This window comes from Gillisia limnaea DSM 15749, assembly GCF_000243235.1.
In the GTDB taxonomy this organism is placed as follows: domain Bacteria; phylum Bacteroidota; class Bacteroidia; order Flavobacteriales; family Flavobacteriaceae; genus Gillisia; species Gillisia limnaea.
In genome coordinates this window covers 1,001,623-1,021,312 of the sequence record NZ_JH594606.1, presented here as the reverse complement: position 1 = coordinate 1,021,312, position 19,690 = coordinate 1,001,623, and the positions used below count along the sequence as shown (strand labels likewise).

Genomic DNA, 19,690 nt, shown 5'->3' with positions numbered 1-19,690 from the left:
AGGATAAAATGAACAAAGCGCTTATTTTACTGTAGGGTATATGTTAGTAAATCGGTTTCTGATAACCGAAAATATCCGAATGCGAAATTGTCGGGATTCGTTGTATTTATAATGTTTCCTCTAACCGTTGTAGGTTGCGTTTGAAATGGGCCTCCACCATTTGTGCCAGCCTGTGATCGCAATATGAACATATACTCATAGAATCTTTTTGAGATTCCCTGAGTTTCGAACCCGACCTCCTCTCCCGGGACCAGATCTTCATTTGAAAAATAGGCAAAAGTTAAATTCCCATCGGTGAATTCATCTTCCGAAATTTGAATAGAAAGATCCTCATAGAAAAATTTAAAAAAATAATAATTTTCAACATCCGGAGGATCAAAATAATACGCTCTCAATTCTATATCCTCCCCACCAAATCCTCCACCCGTTGATTGTTCGACATATTCCAGAGAGCTAACGGGTATCAAAGACTCTGTTGCTATATAAACTTCATCTTTATAGAGTATTTCCAAATCATAGGACATGTTTAGTTCCGGTTCAAAAATATCATTAACGTAAAACCCCGGTTCCAATTCCTCAAAAACATAACGAGCTCCGCTTTCAGATTTCACTGAAACTTTAGCTCCTTCTGCCGGTGGAGTAGAGTCATCAAAAAATGGAGCTGTTGTGGTTAGCTGTATTATTTGAAAATTGCCGGTAGTCTCTTTTTTCCAAAGAATAGAGGCCTCCACTACCAACCTTGGCTCAGATTCTTCCAGCGTCACATCCACTACTTCTTCACAGGAATAGATGCTAAGAAGCATTAGTAGGAGTATAGTGATTTTTAAATTTTTCATATGTGGATGTTTATTGTTTTTTAATGGGCATATGCAATTCACATATCTTAATAGGTGTTTGTACCGTATTCGCGTTATGCTCATTTCATATCCTTAAAATTTAAAATTATAAGTGACCGAGGGGATTATTCCGAACAATGATAATCTTACGGCCTCATTATTTCCTGAATCTTCATTCTTTCTGAAACTTAATGATACCGCATTCATCCTATTGTACACATTGTAAATCCCAAAATTCCATGAGGATTCAAAAGTTTTGGTTTTTCTTTTGGGAATATAGGTCGCTGAAATATCTAAACGATGGTATGCCGGCAACCTGTTACTATTCCTTGGAGAATAGACTGGAATGTTTAAATTTTCAAATCGGTATTGGCCTGTGGGATAGGTGGTAGGCAACCCTGTTTGATATACGAAACTGGTATTTAATTGCCATTTTTTAGAAATTTCATAACTTCCTGTAAGTGAAATATCATGAGGTTTATCATATCCTGTGCTATACCAGTTACCACTATTTATTCCAGATTCTACTGGAGTTCTTCCCGGAGTTCTTTGTTCAGATCTGGACAGGGTATAAGCCAGCCATCCCGTAAATCGGCCTGTGTTTTTCCGAAGCAATAATTCTAACCCAAACGCCCGGGCAGTTCCGGGAAGAATAGCCTGTTCAATGGCATTATTTGCAACTAAATTTGCTCCGTCTATATAATCCAATCGGTTTTTAATGAACTTATAAAATCCTTCTATCTCTAATGAGTATTTTTCATTGTTGAAATTTTGAAAATAACCCAGAGCAACCTGATCCAATAACTGAGGTTCAATATATTTACCGCTGGGGGCCCAAATATCTAAAGGAGTTGGGGAGCTGGTGTTGGTAATTAGGTGTAAATATTGGCTCATTCTATTGTAACTGGCTTTAACGGACTGGTAATCATTGAAACTATAAGCCAGTGCCAACCTTGGCTCCAGGTTCCCAAAGGATCGCTCTATAGAAGATTTTGAAAGTTCCTTACTGCCAATAGGGTTGGCTTCTTCGTAAATGCCAAAATCCTCATTGAAGATAACTGCCTGGTCATTTTGATATAAATTGAGTTCCTTTTGTCCTAACCTTAGAAAACTACTATACCTGAGGCCGTATTCTGCCGAGAATTTTTCCGAGAATTTTTGTTCCACAGAAAAATAAAGCGCATTTTCGAAGGCATATTTCTTGGTGAGATTAAAATTATTTATCCCTGAACTTTCTGTGCTAGGTTCAATTTCTCCTGGATTAAATTCATAGTAGGTAGAATGAACCCCATATTCAAAATTGAAATTTTCATTTAAATAGTGACTGAAATCGTATTTGAGATTCAGGTTTTTTATACCGCTGTTCCAGTTAAATTCAACGAAATCGAGGGTTAATCCATAATAATAATCACTGTAGATTACAGATAGATTGGTGAAAATATTATCGGTTAAAACGTGATTCCAGCGTAAATTAAAAACGGCATTACCATAAGTGTTTTTAAAGCTTTCATTGATATTAAATACGTCCCTGCCAAAGTAACCTGAAAATAAAATACTGTTACTTTTATCAATTCTATAACTTAATTTAGTATTCAAATCGTAGAAATAAGCAGAATTAGGGTTATCGGTAAGTTTAAGGAACAGGTGAGCATAGGAGCTCCTGCCACCTATTAGAAAAGAGCCTTTATCCTTTATTATAGGACCCTGTGCCAATAAACGGCTTGAAATAACACCTATACCGCCATTGGCTTCAAACTTTTTGCTATTTCCGTCTTTTTGATAGATTTCCAAAACAGAAGAGACTCTTCCGCCATACTTGGCAGGAATCCCTCCTTTATACAGCTTTAAATTCTTGATAGCATCGGGATTAAAAACAGAAAATAATCCAAATAAATGGGAAGCATTATAAATGGTTGCTTCATCCAGTAAGATCAAATTTTGATCTACAGCTCCGCCCCGAACGTTAAATCCGGAAGATCCTTCTCCGGCATTGGAAACCCCGGGTAGTAATAATAATGATTTTACAACATCGACTTCTCCAAAGACCACAGGTAGCTTTTGAATTGTATTTATATCGAGTTTGTTGACACTCATTTCCGGTTTTTTGATATTTAAACGTTCAATGTTTTCCGTCAATATAACTTCATCAAGAAATTCTGAGGCTGGAATTAAATCAAAATTCAACGTTTTATTTTCTTCGATAGTAACTTCTGTAACCAGTTCCTGGTAACCCAGATATGAAACTTTAATTTGATGTGTGCCATTGGGCAATTTTATGGAATAGAACCCATATTCATTTGTGACCGTACCGGCATTTAACGTTGGTAGTAATATATTTACACCATACAGGGTTTCGTTGCTGGAGGCATCTTTTACCACACCATTTAGAACCGCTTTATCCTGAGCATTTGTAACTAAAAAAAACAATAGAAACAATAGGGAGAGAAATTTATTCAAGCTTGAATTTTTGTTTAAATATACGGCAGTTGAGGGTATAGAAAAAAAGTAAACCCAATTTTAAGAATAGTTCACTCTAAGTTTTTTGCTATTTGTAAGCAGCAGTGAAAAAATCTATAGTTCTGCCATAGCCTGGTTGATACGATCGGGATTTAAAACTTTAGTAATTTGGTTTTTATGATCAAAAAGATTCAACAAAATAAAAATAAACTCAAGCTTTAGCAAAAAAATGAAAGGCCGGAATCGTGGAAAATCCGGCCTTAGTTTCTTCTATTTCAAGGTGGTTTAATATCCTAAAATTTGATTTAATGTAGCGCTTGGTCTCATTGCTTTACTGGTAAGATCTTCTTTGGGATAATAATATCCATCAATATCTACCGGTTGCCCCTGGGCATCTATGAGGTCCTTTACTATTTTGTCTTCATTTGAAGATAATTTTTCAGCGATTTCCGCAAAGTGCTTTTTCAATTCGGCATCCTTATCCTGCATGGCAAGACCCTGTGCCCAATAAAGAGCCAGATAAAAGTGACTTCCTCTGTTGTCCAGTTCATTTACTTTACGCGAAGGTGATTTATTGTTTCTAAGGAATTTCTCTGTAGCCTGGTCAAGAGTTTCGGCAAGAATTAAGGCTTTTTTATTGTTTAATTTTTCGCCTAAATGCTCCAGAGAAACTGCAAGGGCTAAAAATTCTCCTAAGGAATCCCATCGTAAATGGCCTTCTTTAAGGAATTGCTGGATGTGTTTAGGGGCAGATCCACCGGCTCCTGTTTCAAATAATCCTCCGCCGGCCATAAGTGGCACGATAGAAAGCATTTTTGCACTGGTTCCTAATTCAAGGATAGGAAATAAGTCGGTTAAATAATCACGCAATACATTTCCAGTTACAGATATGGTATCTTTTCCTTCCTTTACACGCTTTAAGGTATATTCTGTAGCATCTTCCAGATTCATTATTTGTATGTCCAGTCCAGAGGTATCGAGCGGGCTCAAATAGGTGTTTACTTTTTTAATGATCTCGGCATCGTGGCTGCGTTTTTTATCCAGCCAAAATATTGTAGGCATTCCGGAAGCCTTTGCCCTGGTAACTGCCAATTTCACCCAATTTTGGACAGGTGCATCTTTGGTTTGGCACATTCTCCAGATATCCCCTTTTTCAACTTTATGTTCAAGAAGGTTTTTCCCGTTTGAATTTATCACACGCACAATTCCATCTTCCTCAATTTCAAATGTTTTATCATGAGATCCATATTCTTCAGCCTTTTGAGCCATCAAACCTACATTTGGAACCGTACCCATCGTAGTGGGATCAAAGGCTCCATGCTTTTTACAAAACTCAATTGTTTTTTTATAAACCCCGGCATAACTGCTATCTGGAATTACCGCTTTAGTATCCTGCTGCTTTCCTTTTGCATTCCACATTTTTCCTGAAGTTCTTATCATAGCAGGCATAGAAGCATCAATAATAACATCACTGGGAACATGTAAATTGGTTATTCCTTTATCAGAATCTACCATGGCAAGATCGGGTCCTTTATCGAAACTGCTCTTTAAATCTGTTTCAATTTCCTTTCGCTTCTCTGAAGGTAATTTTGGTAAAACATTCAATAAATCTCCAAGGCCGCTGTTTACATTTACGCCGGCTTCTTCGAGTGTTTGTCCGTGTTTTTCAAAAAGGTCTTTAAAATAAACTTTCACAGCGTGTCCAAAAATGATGGGGTCTGAAACCTTCATCATGGTCGCTTTCATATGCAACGAGAAAAGCACATCCTTTTCCCTGGCATCTTTTATTTGGGCTTCAAGGAATTTGATGAGTGCCTTTTTACTCAACACAGTAGCATCGATAACTTCTCCTTTTAACAGATCCAGGTTTTCTTTTAATAAAGTCTTTTTTCCTGAATTGTTTTCAAGCTCTATTTTAATACTATCTGCAGCTTCCAGGGTGAGGGATTTTTCATTGGCGTAAAAATCTCCTTCGGTCATTGTGGAAACATGGGTTTTAGAATTGGAATCCCAGGCACCCATGGAATGCGGATTTTCTTTCGCGTAATTCTTAACGGCCTTTGGCGCTCTTCGATCGGAATTTCCTTCTCTCAAAACCGGGTTTACAGCGCTTCCTTTTACTTTATCGTACCTTTTTTTGATGTCTTTTTCCTTTTCATCTTTAGGTTCACCAGGATAATTTGGCAAATCAAATCCTTTGGCCTGAAGTTCTTTTATGGTAGCTTCCAGTTGTGGTTCAGAGGCACTGATGTTTGGCAATTTAATAATATTTGCTTCAGGTTTATTTACAAGCTCCCCAAGCATTTTCAAAGCATCCGGAACCTGTTGTTCTTTAGTTAAATAATCGGCGAAATTAGCTAATATCCTTGCTGCAAGGGATATGTCTATTGGTTCAACATCAATATTTGAGGTGTCTGTAAAGCTTCTTACTATTGGTAAAAAAGAAAAAGTAGCCAACATTGGCGCTTCATCAGTTTTGGTGTAATAAATTTTAGATCGCTGTGTCATATTTTGAATTTTGTTTTATATTGTTAAGACAAAATTTTTAAAAATTCTGGATTTATAAAAAATAAGTCTGGATAATTGATAAAAGATAAAGAAGTATGAAGAATGTCTTAATACCCTGCGTTGCGAAGATAAGATTTTTCAATCTTTTATCATAGTTTGGGAACCTGCAACTGGAAAGGTTTAAGAAATATTTAAATTAAAAAGCCATTTCAACATACCATGTATATTGAAATGGCTTCTAATGAAATAATGCTTTACCGCCAGATCTTTTAAAATCTATATAAGTCTATTAATAGAACTTACTACGTGCATTACTTCATATGATACAATTTGTTCACAAACGCGCCCAAATTACATCAAATAGGTCTTTATCGTTCTAACTGCTTTTTGCAATGCAAAAAGATTCATTTTTAGAAGATAAAAAACCCTGGTAAAGAATATTGCTTTACAGTATTTAAAATTCTGGAAATCCTTGTGTCATTCTATTGAACTTTAAATACCCTTAAATTTACTTCAGAGAAATTTAAAAATCAAGAACTTTAACTATTTTCATCCCTCATTAAGGGTTTAATTCCCCGAAGACTGCCCTAAATTAATTTCATTCAGGCCGGCCTGCCCGTATAATTGGGGTGCACTTGCCTTCCTGATTTACATAGATTTTTAATATTAGTAGCACCTCCTGTCCTGGTTATAAGCAGGGATTAATTATGAGGCATAAAAAAAGCCCCATAAAAGGGGCTTTTAACATTTTAATATAAATAAAGCTTATTCTGTTACAGCACGAAAAGCGTTAACGCGGCCTTTCCCAAAGAAAAGGCTTTGACCGTTTCCATCAACTTGATCTGATGAGCGGATCAATAGTTTTTCCACTTCATGAGGACTCATTTTTCCATATTTCCCAATAATAAGTGCAGCAACTCCCGCCGCGTGTGGAGAAGCCATGCTGGTACCAGCATTGTAATTGAAAGCGTCCTCACCACTTGCAACACTAAATATCATGTCCAATACAGATACATCTCCATCACCACCTGGTGCTGCAAGGTCAATTAAAGACTTACCATAAGTAGTATAACTTGCAGGGATATCAAAATTCGTATTCGGATTTGAGAATGGATGCCACCCTTCCGGAGCAGTAGCCGAAATTGTAATTACATTGTTTAAGCTACCAGGCAATTTAATTGTTGATCCATTTCCGTCGTAATTCATACCATCGTTTCCAGCAGATGCAATTAAAGTGACCCCATTTTTATAGGCGTAATCAATTGCTCTTTGTTGTGCAAGTACAATCTCCTGAATAAATTTAGCGGGAATTTTAAATTCATTCCCGTCTGCATCTGTTAATTTTCCATTTTTATTGAAAGTTGCACCAAGGCTCATATTTACTACATCTGCTTTGTTATTTCCTGCATATACTATACCTGCATTTATAGAACTAAACGCTCCACTACCAGTAAATTCTGAAAGAACTTTTACTGCAACTAATTCAGCTTCATAAGCAACTCCTATTACGCCAAAATTATTTTTATTGGCAGCTATAGTTCCTGCTACGTGAGTACCATGATTAGGGAATCTTCCTGGACTTGTATAATAAGGTTCACCTGGTACAAATGAAGCGGAAAGATCTTTATTAAGGTTTTGGGAAAATTCAACATTATCCCTGTCTATACCCGAGTCAAGAACAAATACACTTGCTCCCTTACCTGTATAACCCGCATTCCATGCCTCTGGAGCATCTATTGCATCCATACCCCATAAACGAATATATGCACCTTCAGTAGTACCTGGACTAGGAGTTAAAGCTTCTATTGAGACGTCCATACTAGTAAGCTCATTTTCTGCCTGAGAAGGAATCCATTTAATTTCATAATCTGGGACTACGGAAACAATTTCCTTATTTTTTAAAGTATTCTGGATGAAATTTGCATCTTTCGAGTTAACAATAGCAATTCCTATTTCGGGAATAGTACTTACAATTTTTCCACCACTCGTTTTTAGGTAATTTTCTACACTTTTGGTCAATTCAGTGCTCTTGGAAATAACCATGTAATTTTTGAAGGGTGCTTCTTCCAGTTGTACTGCGTCCACCTCAACAGTTTCATTAATTTCATCTTTTTCACAGGAGGTAAATAAAACTCCCATTGCGCAAAGAGATAGCGCCATTTTCTTCAAATTCTTCATTTTTAATATTTTAACGGTTAAAGGTGTCGAATGTAAATTAAAAAATGATCTTAAGCAATTTTATTACAATGCAAAGAAGTTAAAATTTTAAATGAGTTATAAATAGTTCAGGAATGGGGAAAAATGTTTTTTGTTGAGGAATATGTTGATGTAAAAATAACGAATATTAAAACCAAAAAGATTTTTGAGAAGCGGTGAAGGAAGTGAAATAATTTTCTTAATTTAATGAAAATGAAAGGTTTATTTCTTAAACTTTTAATCCTACATCCGGTGACGATAAAAATAAAGCACAAAAAAAAAAGCTGCCTTTTCAGACAGCCTTTTTGAATTTTTTTGAAAAAGAAAATTATCTTCTTTCTTCCTTGATACGGGCTTTTTTACCTGTAAGACCTCTAAAGTAATAGATACGGGCTCTTCTTACAGCTCCACGCTTATTAACTTCAACTTTTTGTAAAGCAGGCAAGTTCATAGGGAATATTCTTTCTACACCTACAGTTCCACTCATTTTCCTAATGGTAAATGTTTTAGAAATTCCTGTTCCTTTAACCTGAATAACAACCCCTCTAAAAAACTGAGTACGGGTTTTTGCTCCCTCCTTAATTTCGTAGTACACAGTGATGGTATCACCGGCAGAAAACTCAGGAAAATCTTTTTTAGCAACGAATTCGTCTTGTACGAATTTAATTAACGCTTCCATATTATATTTTTTAAATAGCTAGCCTAAAGCAACATTCACGGATTTCGCCAGAGGTTGGTTCAGAAACGAGTGCAAAATTATGAAATTTAATAGTATAAACAAGCAAGAAAATTATTTAATCTTCACCTAGAAGATCGGGGCGTAACTTTTTGGTTCTCAGGTAAGACTGTTCTTCTCTCCAGCTTTCAATTTTCGGGAAATTCCCGGAGGTTAATATCCCGGGGACCTTCCAGCCATTATATTCGGCAGGCCTTGTATATACAGGTGGTGCCAGCAGGTCATCCTGAAAGGAATCTGTTAAAGCTGAAGTTTCATTTCCCAATACACCGGGAATCAATCGTATTATAGAATCACAAACCACTGCAGCCGCCAGTTCCCCACCGGATAATACATAGTCTCCAATTGAAATTTCCCTGGTTATAAAATGATCCCGAACCCTTTGGTCTACACCTTTGTAATGTCCGCAAAGCAAGATGATATTCTCCTTAAGGGAGAGTGAGTTTGCCATCCTTTGGTTAAACCGTTCACCGTCTGGGGTCATATATATAATTTCGTCGTAATCCCTTTCAGCTTTTAATCCAGAAATACATTTATCAATAGGCTCAATCATCATCACCATTCCAGCGCCGCCTCCAAATTGATAATCATCGATTTGCTTGTAATTGTCGGTTACATAATCTCTAAGATTATGAAGATGAATTTCCACCAGGCCTTTTTCAATCGCTCTTTTTAAAATGGAGACTTCAAATGGACTCGTTAATATATCAGGAACTACGGTAATAATATCTATTCGCATTTTTCTGTAAAAATTTATTGTGCAAAGATGAGAATATCTTTACAATAAAATCTTCGCCGGGATGCCTGGATACTTATTTGTCGCTGGCTTTATTGCGCTCATCCTGAAGAAGTCTGCCTAAACGTTGTTCCTTTTCAAGTGCTTTAGCGCGATAAACTTCAAATTCCTTTTCGGTAGCAGATAGATTTTGGCGGGCTTCTGAAGTTTGAGCATGTCCTTTTTTAAACCTAAAAATAAAAAACAGTAAAGCGATAATAAGCACTATAATTATGCCCCACATTAGTGACATATATCCACTTTTGCTGAAAGGAATTCCTAAAAACGAAATTGCATCTTTCTCTGCGGTAACTTTTTCAAGATTTTGTCTTGTGGTTTCCAATTCAGATTTTAATTCTGAAATCTCCTGTTGATGTTGATCTATAGTGTTTTTTTGCGTTGTTATCTCGTTATTTAATTTGGAAATAAACTCAGAAGTATTTTTCTTTAAAGTGATCAATTCATTATAGTCTACCACCTTAAAACCCTGGTAGTCATTTGACTTCTCGATTAGGTTGGTAAGTTCCTCTTCAACCGGGCTTTCCCCGCTGTTATAATCCTGTGCGATAACACTAAAGTTAAACGTAAGTAATAAAATACTAAAAATTAATGGTTTGTTCATTGGTATGCTTTTGGGTTAAATTAACTTAAGAACGCAAAGGAAAAAAACTTATTGCCGGAAAGTGACTTTTCTATTAATTATCTTAATTATATTAAAAAGATTTTTTAATTAATTAAAAGTAAGGTGCTTAGATATCAGTCCTAGTTTGTGAATGTTGATTTTCAATTACTCAGATTAAAAAATGAAAAAAAAATAGCCCGCCAAATGGCGGGCTTTATAAAATTTCGATTTGATTGACCTAATAATAGGTATAACGTCTTACTTTAGAAATGTATTTTGCGAGTCGAATAACTTGTTGACTGTAACCATATTCATTATCATACCAAACGTATAAAACAACATTTTCACCATTATTGGAAACAATAGTTGCTTTGCTGTCAAAAATGGAAGGTTGGGCAGATCCTACAATATCTGTAGAGACGAGTTCATTGTCAAGAGAATATTTAATTTGTTCTACCATTTCACCTTCCAGAGCATATTTTTTCAAAATATCATTTACAGCGTTAACAGAAGTTGGGTTCTCTACCTTTAAATTCAATATTGCCAGGGAGCCATTGGGAACAGGAACCCGGATTGCATTGGAAGTAAGTTTTCCTTCAAGAACAGGCAAGGTTTTCGCGACTGCTTTTCCAGCTCCGGTTTCTGTAATTACCATATTCAAACCTGCGGCGCGGCCTCTTCGGTACTTGCTGTGCATATTGTCTACAAGGTTTTGATCATTGGTATACGCATGGATGGTTTCCAGGTGCCCATGAACTACGCCAAGGCTGTCTTCTATCGCTTTGAGCACAGGAACTATGGCATTTGTGGTACAGGAAGCTGCAGAAAAAATATCCTCGTTATCCGGGTTATATTCCTTGTGATTTACACCGTGAACTATATTTGGAATTCCTTTCCCGGGGGCTGTTAATAAAACTTTGGAAGCCCCATTACTGTTAAGATGCCTGCTTAATTCTTCCTTGTCTCTAAATGCACCCGTGTTGTCTATAATAAGTGCATCGTTAATGCCGTATAATGTATAATCTATATCTTCAGGATTGTTCGCAGAGATCATATGCACTGTAGTTCCGTTAATGATCAATGCTGAATTTTCTTCGTCTATGGAAACTGTGCCTGAGAAGTCTCCATGTACCGAATCATTTTTTAGGAGAGAAGCTCTTTTTTCCAGAATGTCAGCATCTATAGAGCCTCTTGTAACGATAGCTCTTAGTCTCATTTGGCTTCCTTTTCCCGTACGGGTCATTAATTCCCGGGCAAGTAATCTGCCAATTCTTCCAAAGCCATAAAGCACCACATCTTTAGGTGTTACTTCCTGATATTCCTTTGCCTCTTTCAGTTTTTTCGAGATGAAAGCCGTGGCATTGTTGTAATCTACATCCTCCAGGTGATATTCGTAGGTTAATTTTCCAATGTCTAGTTTGGCAGGAGGAAGATCAAGGTTTTTGATGGCTTGGGCGATCTCAACAGAATCAAAAATGGAAATAGGTTTTTGTACAAATTCACCTGCATATTCATGAAGGTTCAAAATATCACTTACGTTAAGGTTGATTAACTGATTCCTGAAAAGGACCAATTCAATTGACTTATCATACCATAGATCACTTACAATTTTAATAAATTCAACCGATGCACGTCTGCGATCAGCCTGAAAGGAAAGTTCCTTTTCGTAAACTTCGTTAAATCCCATTTTTATTTTTTAAGTTCATGTTTTAAAACGCCGCAAAAGTATATATTTCAAACGTTTTCGTAAAAAATATTTTCACAAAAAAACCCATTGTATTTTCAACAATGGGTTGTGATATAATTTGAGGGTTTATTTTCTCCAAATATAGGTTTGTTCCTCGCCGCGGGGGTTTATAAAGGTTACACTTAAAGGCTCTGAAGAATCTTTGCTGTTTAAAATACTTCGTACATCTGCAACATCAGAAATTTTTTGGTTATCAATTTCAGTGATAATAATTCCAATTAAAGACATGGTTTGTTTATCTGAAGATAAAGCTCTGATGATTTTCACCCCATTTTCGGCTTTAAATTTCTTCAATTCTTCTTTGGAAGCATTGGCAACCTCAAGGCCAATAGGTTGAATAGCAAAAGTTTCATATTTTGTCAATGTCACATTTACCACTCTTTCTTTTTCACCTCTAATGATAGTAACTTTTACTACATCATCAGGTCTTTTAGAATTGATATAACCTGTAAGATCAGCCATTTTTCTAACCTCAATATTATCAATCTGTCTTATAACATCTCCTTCTCTGATTCCTGAAATTGCAGCGCCACTTCCTAAATCCACATCAGATACGTAAACTCCCTGAGAAACATTGAGCCCAAATTCTTGCGAGATTGGTGCACTTACATCGGCTCCACGAATTCCTAAAATGCCTTGTTGTACATTTCCAAACTCAATTATATCCTCTACAATCTTACGGGCATTGTTGGAAGGAACGGCAAACCCATATCCTACATAGCTCCCGGTTTGTGATGTAATAGCAGTATTAATTCCAATTAGTTCTCCATTTATATTAACCAATGCGCCACCGCTATTTCCGGGATTAATAGCTGCATCTGTTTGAATATAAGATTGAGGAGTTCCGTCTCCGGCGTTTAAATCACGGGCTTTAGCACTAATTATACCGGCGGTAACCGTGGAGGTTAAATTAAAAGGATTCCCTACTGCAAGAACCCATTCTCCAAGTTTAACGTTGTTGGAATTTCCAAAGGGAATATAGTCCAGCCCTTTTGCGTCAACTTTTATCAAAGCAATATCAGCCTTGGGATCCGTCCCTATAACTTCAGCTTTATAAGTTTTGTTATTATTCAGGGTTACTTCTATTTCACTGGCGCCATTGATCACATGGTTATTGGTCACTATATAACCATCTGGGGTAATAATAACGCCTGAACCGGCTCCCTGAATAGCTTTTCCGCCATTTCCTCCTCTGTAATACTGTTCCCAAACGCTATTTGACTTTGGAAATACAGCTACATTTTTTACGTGTACAACCGCATGTACCGTTTTTTCTGCAGCCTCAGTGAAATCGGCATTGGTGCCATAAATGGCAGTATTATTTGAAACCGGGAAGGCCTGGTTGCCGGTAGTTTCAATTCGTTGTTCTTGAGAACCGGGAAAATCCCCTTCTTCAACGAACAACTTATAAGAACCCAATGTCATGATCCCGCCTAGGACAGAAACACTTAATAAAGTCGTGAATTTTTTCATTTTAATAGATTGTATTTAATTTGTATTTCTTTAATCCGGTATCTATAACCTCTAATTTACAAAGCTTCAATTCTTCATATTATTGTATCTTCGCATCCATTAATTTCAATTTTATGAGGGTTAATTTTCACAAATTCCACGGAACAGGAAACGATTTTATAATGATAGATAACCGGGGAAACGTATTCTCCAAAAATGATACCAATCTCATACATCATTTATGTCACCGAAGATTTGGAATTGGTGCAGATGGTCTGATCCTGTTAGAATTACCAATTAATGATGATGAAGATTTTAATATGGTATATTATAATTCAGACGGGAATCAAAGCAGTATGTGCGGGAATGGTGGGAGATGCATTGTTGCCTTTGCAAATCATCTCGGGATCATAGGCTCAGAAACCATATTTAATGCCATTGACGGGCAGCACCAGGCGATCATAAAAGACGGGAAGGTTAGTTTGAAAATGATGGATGTAAATGCAGAGGATTTAAATGAAAACGAACTCTTTCTGGATACGGGTTCACCTCATAAGATCGTTTTTTCTACGAATGTTGGAGCTATTGATGTGAAAAAGGAGGGATCGAAAATACGTTATTCAAAAAAATATGAAAGTGATGGCGGGACAAATGTGAATTTTGTTCAGCAAACAGGAGAGGAATCATTTTTGGTAAGAACCTATGAGCGGGGAGTAGAGGATGAAACCTATTCCTGCGGAACAGGGGTAACTGCAGTTGCACTGGCCGTAAATGCCATTGGAAAATCAAAATCTACCACCATCTATCTGGAAACTCCCGGAGGAAAACTGGAAGTTTCATTCGAAAAGTCTGAAAATACTTTTCAAAATATCTGGCTTACAGGGCCAACGGAAAATGTTTTCAAAGGCGAAATAAAATGCTGACCTTAAAAGGAGAAAAAGTTTATCTAAGGGCGCTGGAACCTGAAGACCTGGATTTTATTTTCGAGGTAGAAAATACAGAGGAGTTTTGGGAGATAAGCGCTACAAAAGTTCCTTATTCCAGATATTTAATAAAAAAATATCTTCAAAATTCTCACCGTGATATTTATGAGGTGAAACAGTTACGACTTATGATTTGCAGCAATGATCATAACCCTGTTGGTTTAATCGATATTTTTGATCTGGAACCAAAGGACAGAAGAGCAGCTCTTGGGATTCTTATCGTTGATGAATCAAACCGTGGCAAAGGCTATGGAGCTGAAGTGCTCTCTTTGATCGCCGATTATTGTTTCAGTCATTTGGGGATTCATCAGCTATATGCAGGTGTAACAGCCGATAATAAGTCAAGTATCAATTTATTCGAAAAAAATAATTTCCGGAAAGTAGGAGTTAAAAAAGACTGGATCCTGGTAAATGGAAAATTTAAAGATGAGATCTTATACCAATTAATAAACAATGTACATTAAAAAAATTCTTATAATTATCGCTCTACTTGGGCTTATTGTACTGGGTATTTTCAGTTACAATATTTACAATTATATTTTCTCTGCAAATACAAGTTTTGAAAACAAGACAACCACAGTCTATATTCCTACAGGTTCTTCCTACGCTGCAGTGATGGATAGTTTAAAGCCTCTTTTAAAGGATATTTCTGCATTTGATCTAGTTGCCCAAAAAAAGGATTATGCGGAAAATGTAAGAGCGGGGAAATATATTCTTGAAAAAAACATGAACAATAATCAAATTGTAGATGTTTTAAGAAGTGGCAACACACCAGTTCGGGTAGTTTACAACAATCAGGAACGCCTGGAAAATCTAGCCGGTAGGGTATCAACCCAGATTGAGGCTGATAGCAGTTCAATCCTGAAGCTTATGAAAGATGAGGTGTTTTTGAAGCAGAATAATTTTAGTGCCGCAACCGCTTTGGCTATGTATATTCCAAATCAATATGAATTTTTCTGGAATACTTCAGCTGAAGGATTTAGGGACAGAATGCTGAAGGAATATCATAGATTCTGGACTCCGGAGCGATTGAGCAAAGCACAGGAGATCAATCTTACTCCAAATGAAGTAACGGTGATTGCTTCTATAGTACAAAAAGAAACCGCTAAAGTTGACGAACGGGCCAAAGTTGCCGGGGTTTATATGAACCGATATAAAAATGATTGGAAACTCGATGCAGATCCAACTGTGATATATGCGATTAAAAAGGAATCACAAAATTTTGATACCGTAATAAAAAGGGTTTTATATAAAGATCTTACCATAGACTCTCCGTACAATACCTATTTGTATAAAGAGTTGCCTCCCGGGCCTATTGCGATGCCGGATATTTCTTCTATCGATGCAGTTTTGAATTATGAAAACCACAAATACTTCTTTTTTGTGGCCGATGTTGAAAATTTTGGATATCATAAATTTGCGGAAAACCTGGCTCAACATAACAGGAATAAACAGGCTTATGTGCGATGGATCAATAAGCAAGGGATTAACAGATAATTCAGGATTCTTATAATAAATATCCTCAAAGATGCTTTCTTGAAGAAAAAATCGCCATTTGGGTTTTCCCTTACATCCCCAAATATGGGATATATTTACCTATTTATAATTTTTTAGTTTTAAAAAGAGAACACTTCTATCCTATATCACTAAGGTTTCAAAATTGGTAATTTCTCCAATTTTTACCCTTAAAATCAAGACGAAAATTCATTAATAAATCATTAACAGCCTGTAAATCAAATTAATAAAAATTATTGTATCTTTGCCCGGCGAAATTGAGAGGGGTCATTTTTGACGGTTTGCCTCTCAGAATCAAAATTTTATGAAAAGGAAAGTTGCAAAATTTTCAATCTTACCCGTTGTAGCCGGATGTTTATTTTTTAGTTTCTCAACTAAAGAAGCTGCAAATTTAGAGTTGGAGATGTATAAAACATCCCCTATAGATAGCATAGAGTATACAGTAAGTGCTATTAACGACAGCTCTTTGATGGAATTGCCCGTAGTAAAGGTTGTTCCACAATTGGGGAAATCTTATATCGGGTTCAAGGAAGCAGTGGCTTTTAAGGAGTCCCGGGGTGATTATAAGGTTGTTAATGAATTCGGTTATATGGGGAAGTACCAGTTTGGAAAAGGGACCCTGGAATTAATTGGGATTTATAACACGGAGAGTTTTTTAAATTCGCCTGAACTTCAGGAATCTGCTTTTTATGCCAATGCATCCCGGAATAAATGGATTTTGATAAGGGATATAAAACGTTTTTCCGGTAAAAAGATCAATGGAATCACCATTACCGAATCCGGAATACTGGCAGCAGCGCATTTGGCTGGTCCTGGTAGTGTGAAAAAATATTTAAGAAGTTGGGGAGCCAATGCTTTTAGTGATGCCTTTGGTACTACTATTGGCTATTATATGAAGCGATTTGAAGGTTACGATACTTCGTTTGTAAAACCTGAACGAAAAGCCAAAGCCATTCTTAAAGCTTAAATATCTTTTTGAATGATAAAAATAGTAGGCCTTTTATGAAGGTCTACTTTTGTTTTGTCCCAGTCCATGATGCTTTTGGTCAAAATAAATTCTGATGGAAGTGTTAAGTCGCAGGCGACACATAGCCTGGTAGCAGGATTTAGGATTTGCTTGATATCCTCCAGTAGATTGTTATTTCTATAGGGTGTCTCAATAAAGAGCTGCGCCTGATTTCTTTCAGAAGAGATTCGCTCCAGGGTTTTGAGCTCTTGTTTCCGCTCTTTCTTATCTATAGGAAGATACCCGTTAAATGTAAAACTTTGGCCGTTCATTCCACTTCCCATCATAGCCAGTAAAATTGAGGATGGCCCTACTAGTGGAACTACCTGTATTCCTATTTGATGGGCGAGTTTCACGATTTCGGCTCCGGGATCGGCTACCCCCGGGCATCCTGCTTCGCTAAGCAAACCTACGTTAATGCCCTCCTTACAAGGGTTTAAATAGGTGGTTAATTCCGCCGGATCAGTAAATTTATTAAGAAGACTAAGCTTTAGTGAAGATTGATTTTTTTCCTGATCTACTTGCTTTATAGATCTTCTGGCGGTTTTATCATTCTCAACTATATAATGATCTACCTTTTCAATAATTCCTTTAATACTCGCCGGAAGGACCTCTTCAGGGTTTGAGATTCCCAAAGTTGTTGGAATCAAATATAATTTACCGGTATATTGGAAAGGGTTTTGAGACATTTTTTAGATGGATTGGCTTAAAGAAAAATTGAATCCCAGCTGGTTTTGATGTAAATACTGGATGTTTATTATTTTGAAATACTCCGCGAGCCTGAATTCGTGGGAATAGATTTATTTCTCTTTTAATTTATTTGCGATAATTTCACAGGCTTCATCTAACATTTTGTAAACATTTTCAAAGCCTTGTTGGCCTCCCTGATAAGGATCTGGCACATCTACATTTTCTCCCGGGAAAACCTCGTTTAGAATAAGTTTCACTTTCTTCTTTTGTTCCTCATTTTTTGCCAGGGAAAGCACATCGGTAAAATTGAAATTATCCATCACATAGATGTGGTCAAAACGTTCGAAATCTGCAGGTTCAAATTGTCTTCCAAGCTGATTAGTGATATCCAATCCATATTTTTTACCTACAGCAATGGATCTTGTGTCGGGCGCGTCACCTACGTGGTAATCTCCGGTACCGGCGGAATCAACATGAACACTATCTGTATTCAATTTTGATTTTAGAATTCCTTCGGCTAGTGGTGATCTGCAAATGTTTCCAAGGCACACCATCAAAACTTTGGTTTTCATATGTAGCTATTTATTGTTTTAGGGAGTTATGGCTAGCTTATTTGTAGGATATTACAATGTCAGTTTTTTATTAAGATCCTCAACAAATTTCTTAAATTGTTTATCTGTCGCAGCGAGATTATCTACGGTTTTACAAGCGTGAAGTACAGTAGCATGATCTCTTTTTCCTATCTGGCTTCCAATACTTGCCAGAGAAGCCTTTGTGAACTTTTTGGCGAAAAACATTGCGAGTTGACGGGCTTGAACAATATGTCGCTTCCGTGTTTTGGACTGAAGTGTTTCCACATCCATTTGGAAATAATCGCTCACAATTTTCTGAATGTAATCAATGGATACTTCTCGCTTGGTGTTTTTCACGTAATTATCAACGATCTTTTTAGCCAGCTCCAGGGTAATGTCTTTCTTGTTAAATGAAGAATGCGCAATAAGCGAAATTATGGCTCCTTCCAGTTCCCTGATATTTGTTTTTATGTTGTTGGCTAAAAATTCGATAATATCGATAGGCATCTCAACACCATCGCGATATAGTTTACTCTGGATTATGGAAACCCGGGTTTCAAAGTCGGGATGAAGCAATTCTGCCGAAAGTCCCCATTTGAATCTGGAGAGCAATCTTTGCTCGATATCCTGCATGTCTACAGGAGCCTTGTCACTTGTCAAAATAACCTGTTTTCCGTTTTGGTGCAGGTGATTAAAAATGTGGAAAAATACATCCTGAGTCCCAGCTTTTCCGGATAAAAGTTGAATGTCATCCACTATAAGAACATCGATGATCTGGTAAAAATGGATAAAATCATTTCGGTTATTCTTCTTTACCGATTCAATGTATTGTTGGGTGAATTTTTCCGCAGAAATATATAAAACCGTTTTTTCAGGATATTTATCTTTTATATCAACCCCTATGGCGTGGCCTAAATGGGTTTTTCCTAAACCTACTCCACCAAAAATGAGCAGGGGATTAAATGAAGTTCCGCCAGGTTTGTTGGAAACAGCCAGTCCAGCAGACCTTGCAAGCCTGTTAGAATCCCCTTCAAGGAAATTTTCAAAATTATAATTTGGATTTAACTGAGATTCAATCTTTACATTCCGTATTCCTGGAATTATAAATGGATTTCTTAATTCCGGATTTTTATTTTTAATAGGTACATCTACCTCCTGAGAAGCCATATGACTGCGCTGGGTGCTTGGAATTTTTTCGGTAAAAGGGAGTTTATTTCCGTACGTATTCTCCATCTTAATAACATACACCAATTTTGCTTTTTCACCCAACTCTTTTGTTAGGGAAACTTTTAGCAGTTTTACATAGTGCTCCTCCAGCCATTCATAAAAAAATTTTGAGGGGACTTGTATGCTCAACGCACAATCGGTAAGTTTTACTGCTTGTATAGGCTCAAACCATGTTTTGTAGGCTTGGGGGGTTATGTTATCTTTGATAAAAGCTAGACAGCTATTCCAAACTGATTGCGCAGTTTTTGACATGCTTTATATTTGGTTATTTGTCGGTTAGTAGATTACTTGGACCTAGAAAAAAAAAGTTTCTATCTAAATCTTCTGTGGAACAAATATGTGAACAAAATAACTAATAAAAAAACGGT

General features: G+C 36.7%; 16 protein-coding genes. 4 read left to right on the top strand and 12 right to left on the bottom strand.

What is annotated here, in order from left to right; genetic code table 11:
- Nucleotides 1–26: 26 nt before the first annotated feature.
- From GILLI_RS06320 to GILLI_RS06280, 9 genes are all read right to left on the bottom strand, one after another.
- Nucleotides 27–836 (bottom strand): DUF4249 domain-containing protein, encoded by an 810-nt coding sequence (locus GILLI_RS06320; RefSeq protein ID WP_006988277.1) that lies wholly within the window; start codon nt 834–836, stop codon nt 27–29.
- 93 nt (nt 837–929) lie between these two features.
- Nucleotides 930–3,293 (bottom strand): TonB-dependent receptor, encoded by a 2,364-nt coding sequence (locus GILLI_RS06315; RefSeq protein WP_006988276.1) that lies wholly within the window; start codon nt 3,291–3,293, stop codon nt 930–932.
- Between the two features lie 285 nt (nt 3,294–3,578).
- Nucleotides 3,579–5,801, bottom strand: a complete 2,223-nt coding sequence (locus GILLI_RS06310; RefSeq protein WP_006988275.1) for an NADP-dependent isocitrate dehydrogenase — start codon at nt 5,799–5,801, stop codon at nt 3,579–3,581.
- A 765-nt stretch (nt 5,802–6,566) separates the two neighbouring features.
- Nucleotides 6,567–7,979: a S8 family peptidase gene (locus GILLI_RS06305; RefSeq protein ID WP_006988274.1), complete on the bottom strand. Its 1,413-nt coding sequence runs from the start codon at nt 7,977–7,979 to the stop codon at nt 6,567–6,569.
- 346 nt (nt 7,980–8,325) lie between these two features.
- Entirely contained in the window at nt 8,326–8,676 is a 351-nt protein-coding gene (gene rplS, locus GILLI_RS06300; protein WP_006988273.1) for a 50S ribosomal protein L19, read from the bottom strand.
- A 115-nt stretch (nt 8,677–8,791) separates the two neighbouring features.
- Nucleotides 8,792–9,472, bottom strand: coding sequence for a tRNA (guanosine(37)-N1)-methyltransferase TrmD (gene trmD, locus GILLI_RS06295; protein ID WP_006988272.1), 681 nt, complete (start codon nt 9,470–9,472; stop codon nt 8,792–8,794).
- 73 nt (nt 9,473–9,545) lie between these two features.
- Nucleotides 9,546–10,130 (bottom strand): flagellar export protein FliJ, encoded by a 585-nt coding sequence (locus tag GILLI_RS06290; protein WP_006988271.1) that lies wholly within the window; start codon nt 10,128–10,130, stop codon nt 9,546–9,548.
- Between the two features lie 238 nt (nt 10,131–10,368).
- Entirely contained in the window at nt 10,369–11,817 is a 1,449-nt protein-coding gene (locus GILLI_RS06285) for a glyceraldehyde-3-phosphate dehydrogenase (RefSeq protein WP_006988270.1), read from the bottom strand.
- A gap of 126 nt (nt 11,818–11,943) precedes the next feature.
- Nucleotides 11,944–13,350: a trypsin-like peptidase domain-containing protein gene (locus GILLI_RS06280; RefSeq protein WP_006988269.1), complete on the bottom strand. Its 1,407-nt coding sequence runs from the start codon at nt 13,348–13,350 to the stop codon at nt 11,944–11,946.
- Between the two features lie 113 nt (nt 13,351–13,463).
- On the opposite strand from GILLI_RS06280, the gene dapF reads away from it, so the two are divergent.
- The 4 genes from dapF to GILLI_RS06260 all read left to right on the top strand — a co-directional run bounded on the left by dapF (nt 13,464) and on the right by GILLI_RS06260 (nt 16,794).
- Nucleotides 13,464–14,252, top strand: a complete 789-nt coding sequence (gene dapF / locus GILLI_RS06275) for a diaminopimelate epimerase (RefSeq protein WP_006988268.1) — start codon at nt 13,464–13,466, stop codon at nt 14,250–14,252.
- On the top strand, nt 14,246–14,776 hold the full coding sequence (locus tag GILLI_RS06270) for a GNAT family N-acetyltransferase (protein ID WP_006988267.1): 531 nt from the start codon (nt 14,246–14,248) through the stop codon (nt 14,774–14,776). The genes dapF and GILLI_RS06270 overlap by 7 nt, the downstream gene beginning before the upstream one ends.
- The gene (mltG, locus tag GILLI_RS06265) at nt 14,766–15,809 is read left to right on the top strand and encodes an endolytic transglycosylase MltG (RefSeq protein ID WP_006988266.1); all 1,044 of its coding nucleotides are present in this window, start codon (nt 14,766–14,768) and stop codon (nt 15,807–15,809) included. Before GILLI_RS06270 ends, mltG begins: the two co-directional genes overlap by 11 nt.
- 322 nt (nt 15,810–16,131) lie before the next feature.
- Nucleotides 16,132–16,794 carry a hypothetical protein gene (locus GILLI_RS06260; RefSeq protein ID WP_006988265.1) on the top strand — a complete coding sequence of 221 codons (663 nt, stop codon included), beginning with the start codon at nt 16,132–16,134 and terminating at the stop codon, nt 16,792–16,794.
- Here GILLI_RS06260 and GILLI_RS06255 read toward each other — a convergent pair.
- The 3 genes from GILLI_RS06255 to dnaA all read right to left on the bottom strand — a co-directional run bounded on the left by GILLI_RS06255 (nt 16,791) and on the right by dnaA (nt 19,574).
- Nucleotides 16,791–17,522 (bottom strand): SAM-dependent methyltransferase, encoded by a 732-nt coding sequence (locus GILLI_RS06255; RefSeq protein ID WP_006988264.1) that lies wholly within the window; start codon nt 17,520–17,522, stop codon nt 16,791–16,793. The two genes, GILLI_RS06260 and GILLI_RS06255, sit on opposite strands and share 4 nt — an antisense overlap.
- A 111-nt stretch (nt 17,523–17,633) precedes the next feature.
- The gene (locus GILLI_RS06250) at nt 17,634–18,095 is read right to left on the bottom strand and encodes a low molecular weight protein-tyrosine-phosphatase (RefSeq protein ID WP_006988263.1); all 462 of its coding nucleotides are present in this window, start codon (nt 18,093–18,095) and stop codon (nt 17,634–17,636) included.
- A gap of 51 nt (nt 18,096–18,146) precedes the next feature.
- The gene (dnaA, locus tag GILLI_RS06245; protein ID WP_006988262.1) at nt 18,147–19,574 is read right to left on the bottom strand and encodes a chromosomal replication initiator protein DnaA; all 1,428 of its coding nucleotides are present in this window, start codon (nt 19,572–19,574) and stop codon (nt 18,147–18,149) included.
- Nucleotides 19,575–19,690 lie beyond the last annotated feature (116 nt).

Bases quoted from the DNA above. Each gene is read 5' to 3' on its own strand.
- GILLI_RS06320 (WP_006988277.1), bottom strand. From the start codon at position 836: ATGAAAAATTTAAAAATCACTATACTCCTACTAATGCTTCTTAGCATC.
- GILLI_RS06310 (WP_006988275.1), bottom strand. From the start codon at position 5,801: ATGACACAGCGATCTAAAATTTATTACACCAAAACTGATGAAGCGCCA.
- GILLI_RS06305 (WP_006988274.1), bottom strand. From the start codon at position 7,979: ATGAAGAATTTGAAGAAAATGGCGCTATCTCTTTGCGCAATGGGAGTT.
- rplS (WP_006988273.1), bottom strand. From the start codon at position 8,676: ATGGAAGCGTTAATTAAATTCGTACAAGACGAATTCGTTGCTAAAAAA.
- trmD (WP_006988272.1), bottom strand. From the start codon at position 9,472: ATGCGAATAGATATTATTACCGTAGTTCCTGATATATTAACGAGTCCA.
- GILLI_RS06290 (WP_006988271.1), bottom strand. From the start codon at position 10,130: ATGAACAAACCATTAATTTTTAGTATTTTATTACTTACGTTTAACTTT.
- GILLI_RS06285 (WP_006988270.1), bottom strand. From the start codon at position 11,817: ATGGGATTTAACGAAGTTTACGAAAAGGAACTTTCCTTTCAGGCTGAT.
- GILLI_RS06280 (WP_006988269.1), bottom strand. From the start codon at position 13,350: ATGAAAAAATTCACGACTTTATTAAGTGTTTCTGTCCTAGGCGGGATC.
- dapF (WP_006988268.1), top strand. From the start codon at position 13,464: ATGAGGGTTAATTTTCACAAATTCCACGGAACAGGAAACGATTTTATA.
- GILLI_RS06270 (WP_006988267.1), top strand. From the start codon at position 14,246: ATGCTGACCTTAAAAGGAGAAAAAGTTTATCTAAGGGCGCTGGAACCT.
- mltG (WP_006988266.1), top strand. From the start codon at position 14,766: ATGTACATTAAAAAAATTCTTATAATTATCGCTCTACTTGGGCTTATT.
- GILLI_RS06260 (WP_006988265.1), top strand. From the start codon at position 16,132: ATGAAAAGGAAAGTTGCAAAATTTTCAATCTTACCCGTTGTAGCCGGA.
- GILLI_RS06255 (WP_006988264.1), bottom strand. From the start codon at position 17,522: ATGTCTCAAAACCCTTTCCAATATACCGGTAAATTATATTTGATTCCA.
- GILLI_RS06250 (WP_006988263.1), bottom strand. From the start codon at position 18,095: ATGAAAACCAAAGTTTTGATGGTGTGCCTTGGAAACATTTGCAGATCA.
- dnaA (WP_006988262.1), bottom strand. From the start codon at position 19,574: ATGTCAAAAACTGCGCAATCAGTTTGGAATAGCTGTCTAGCTTTTATC.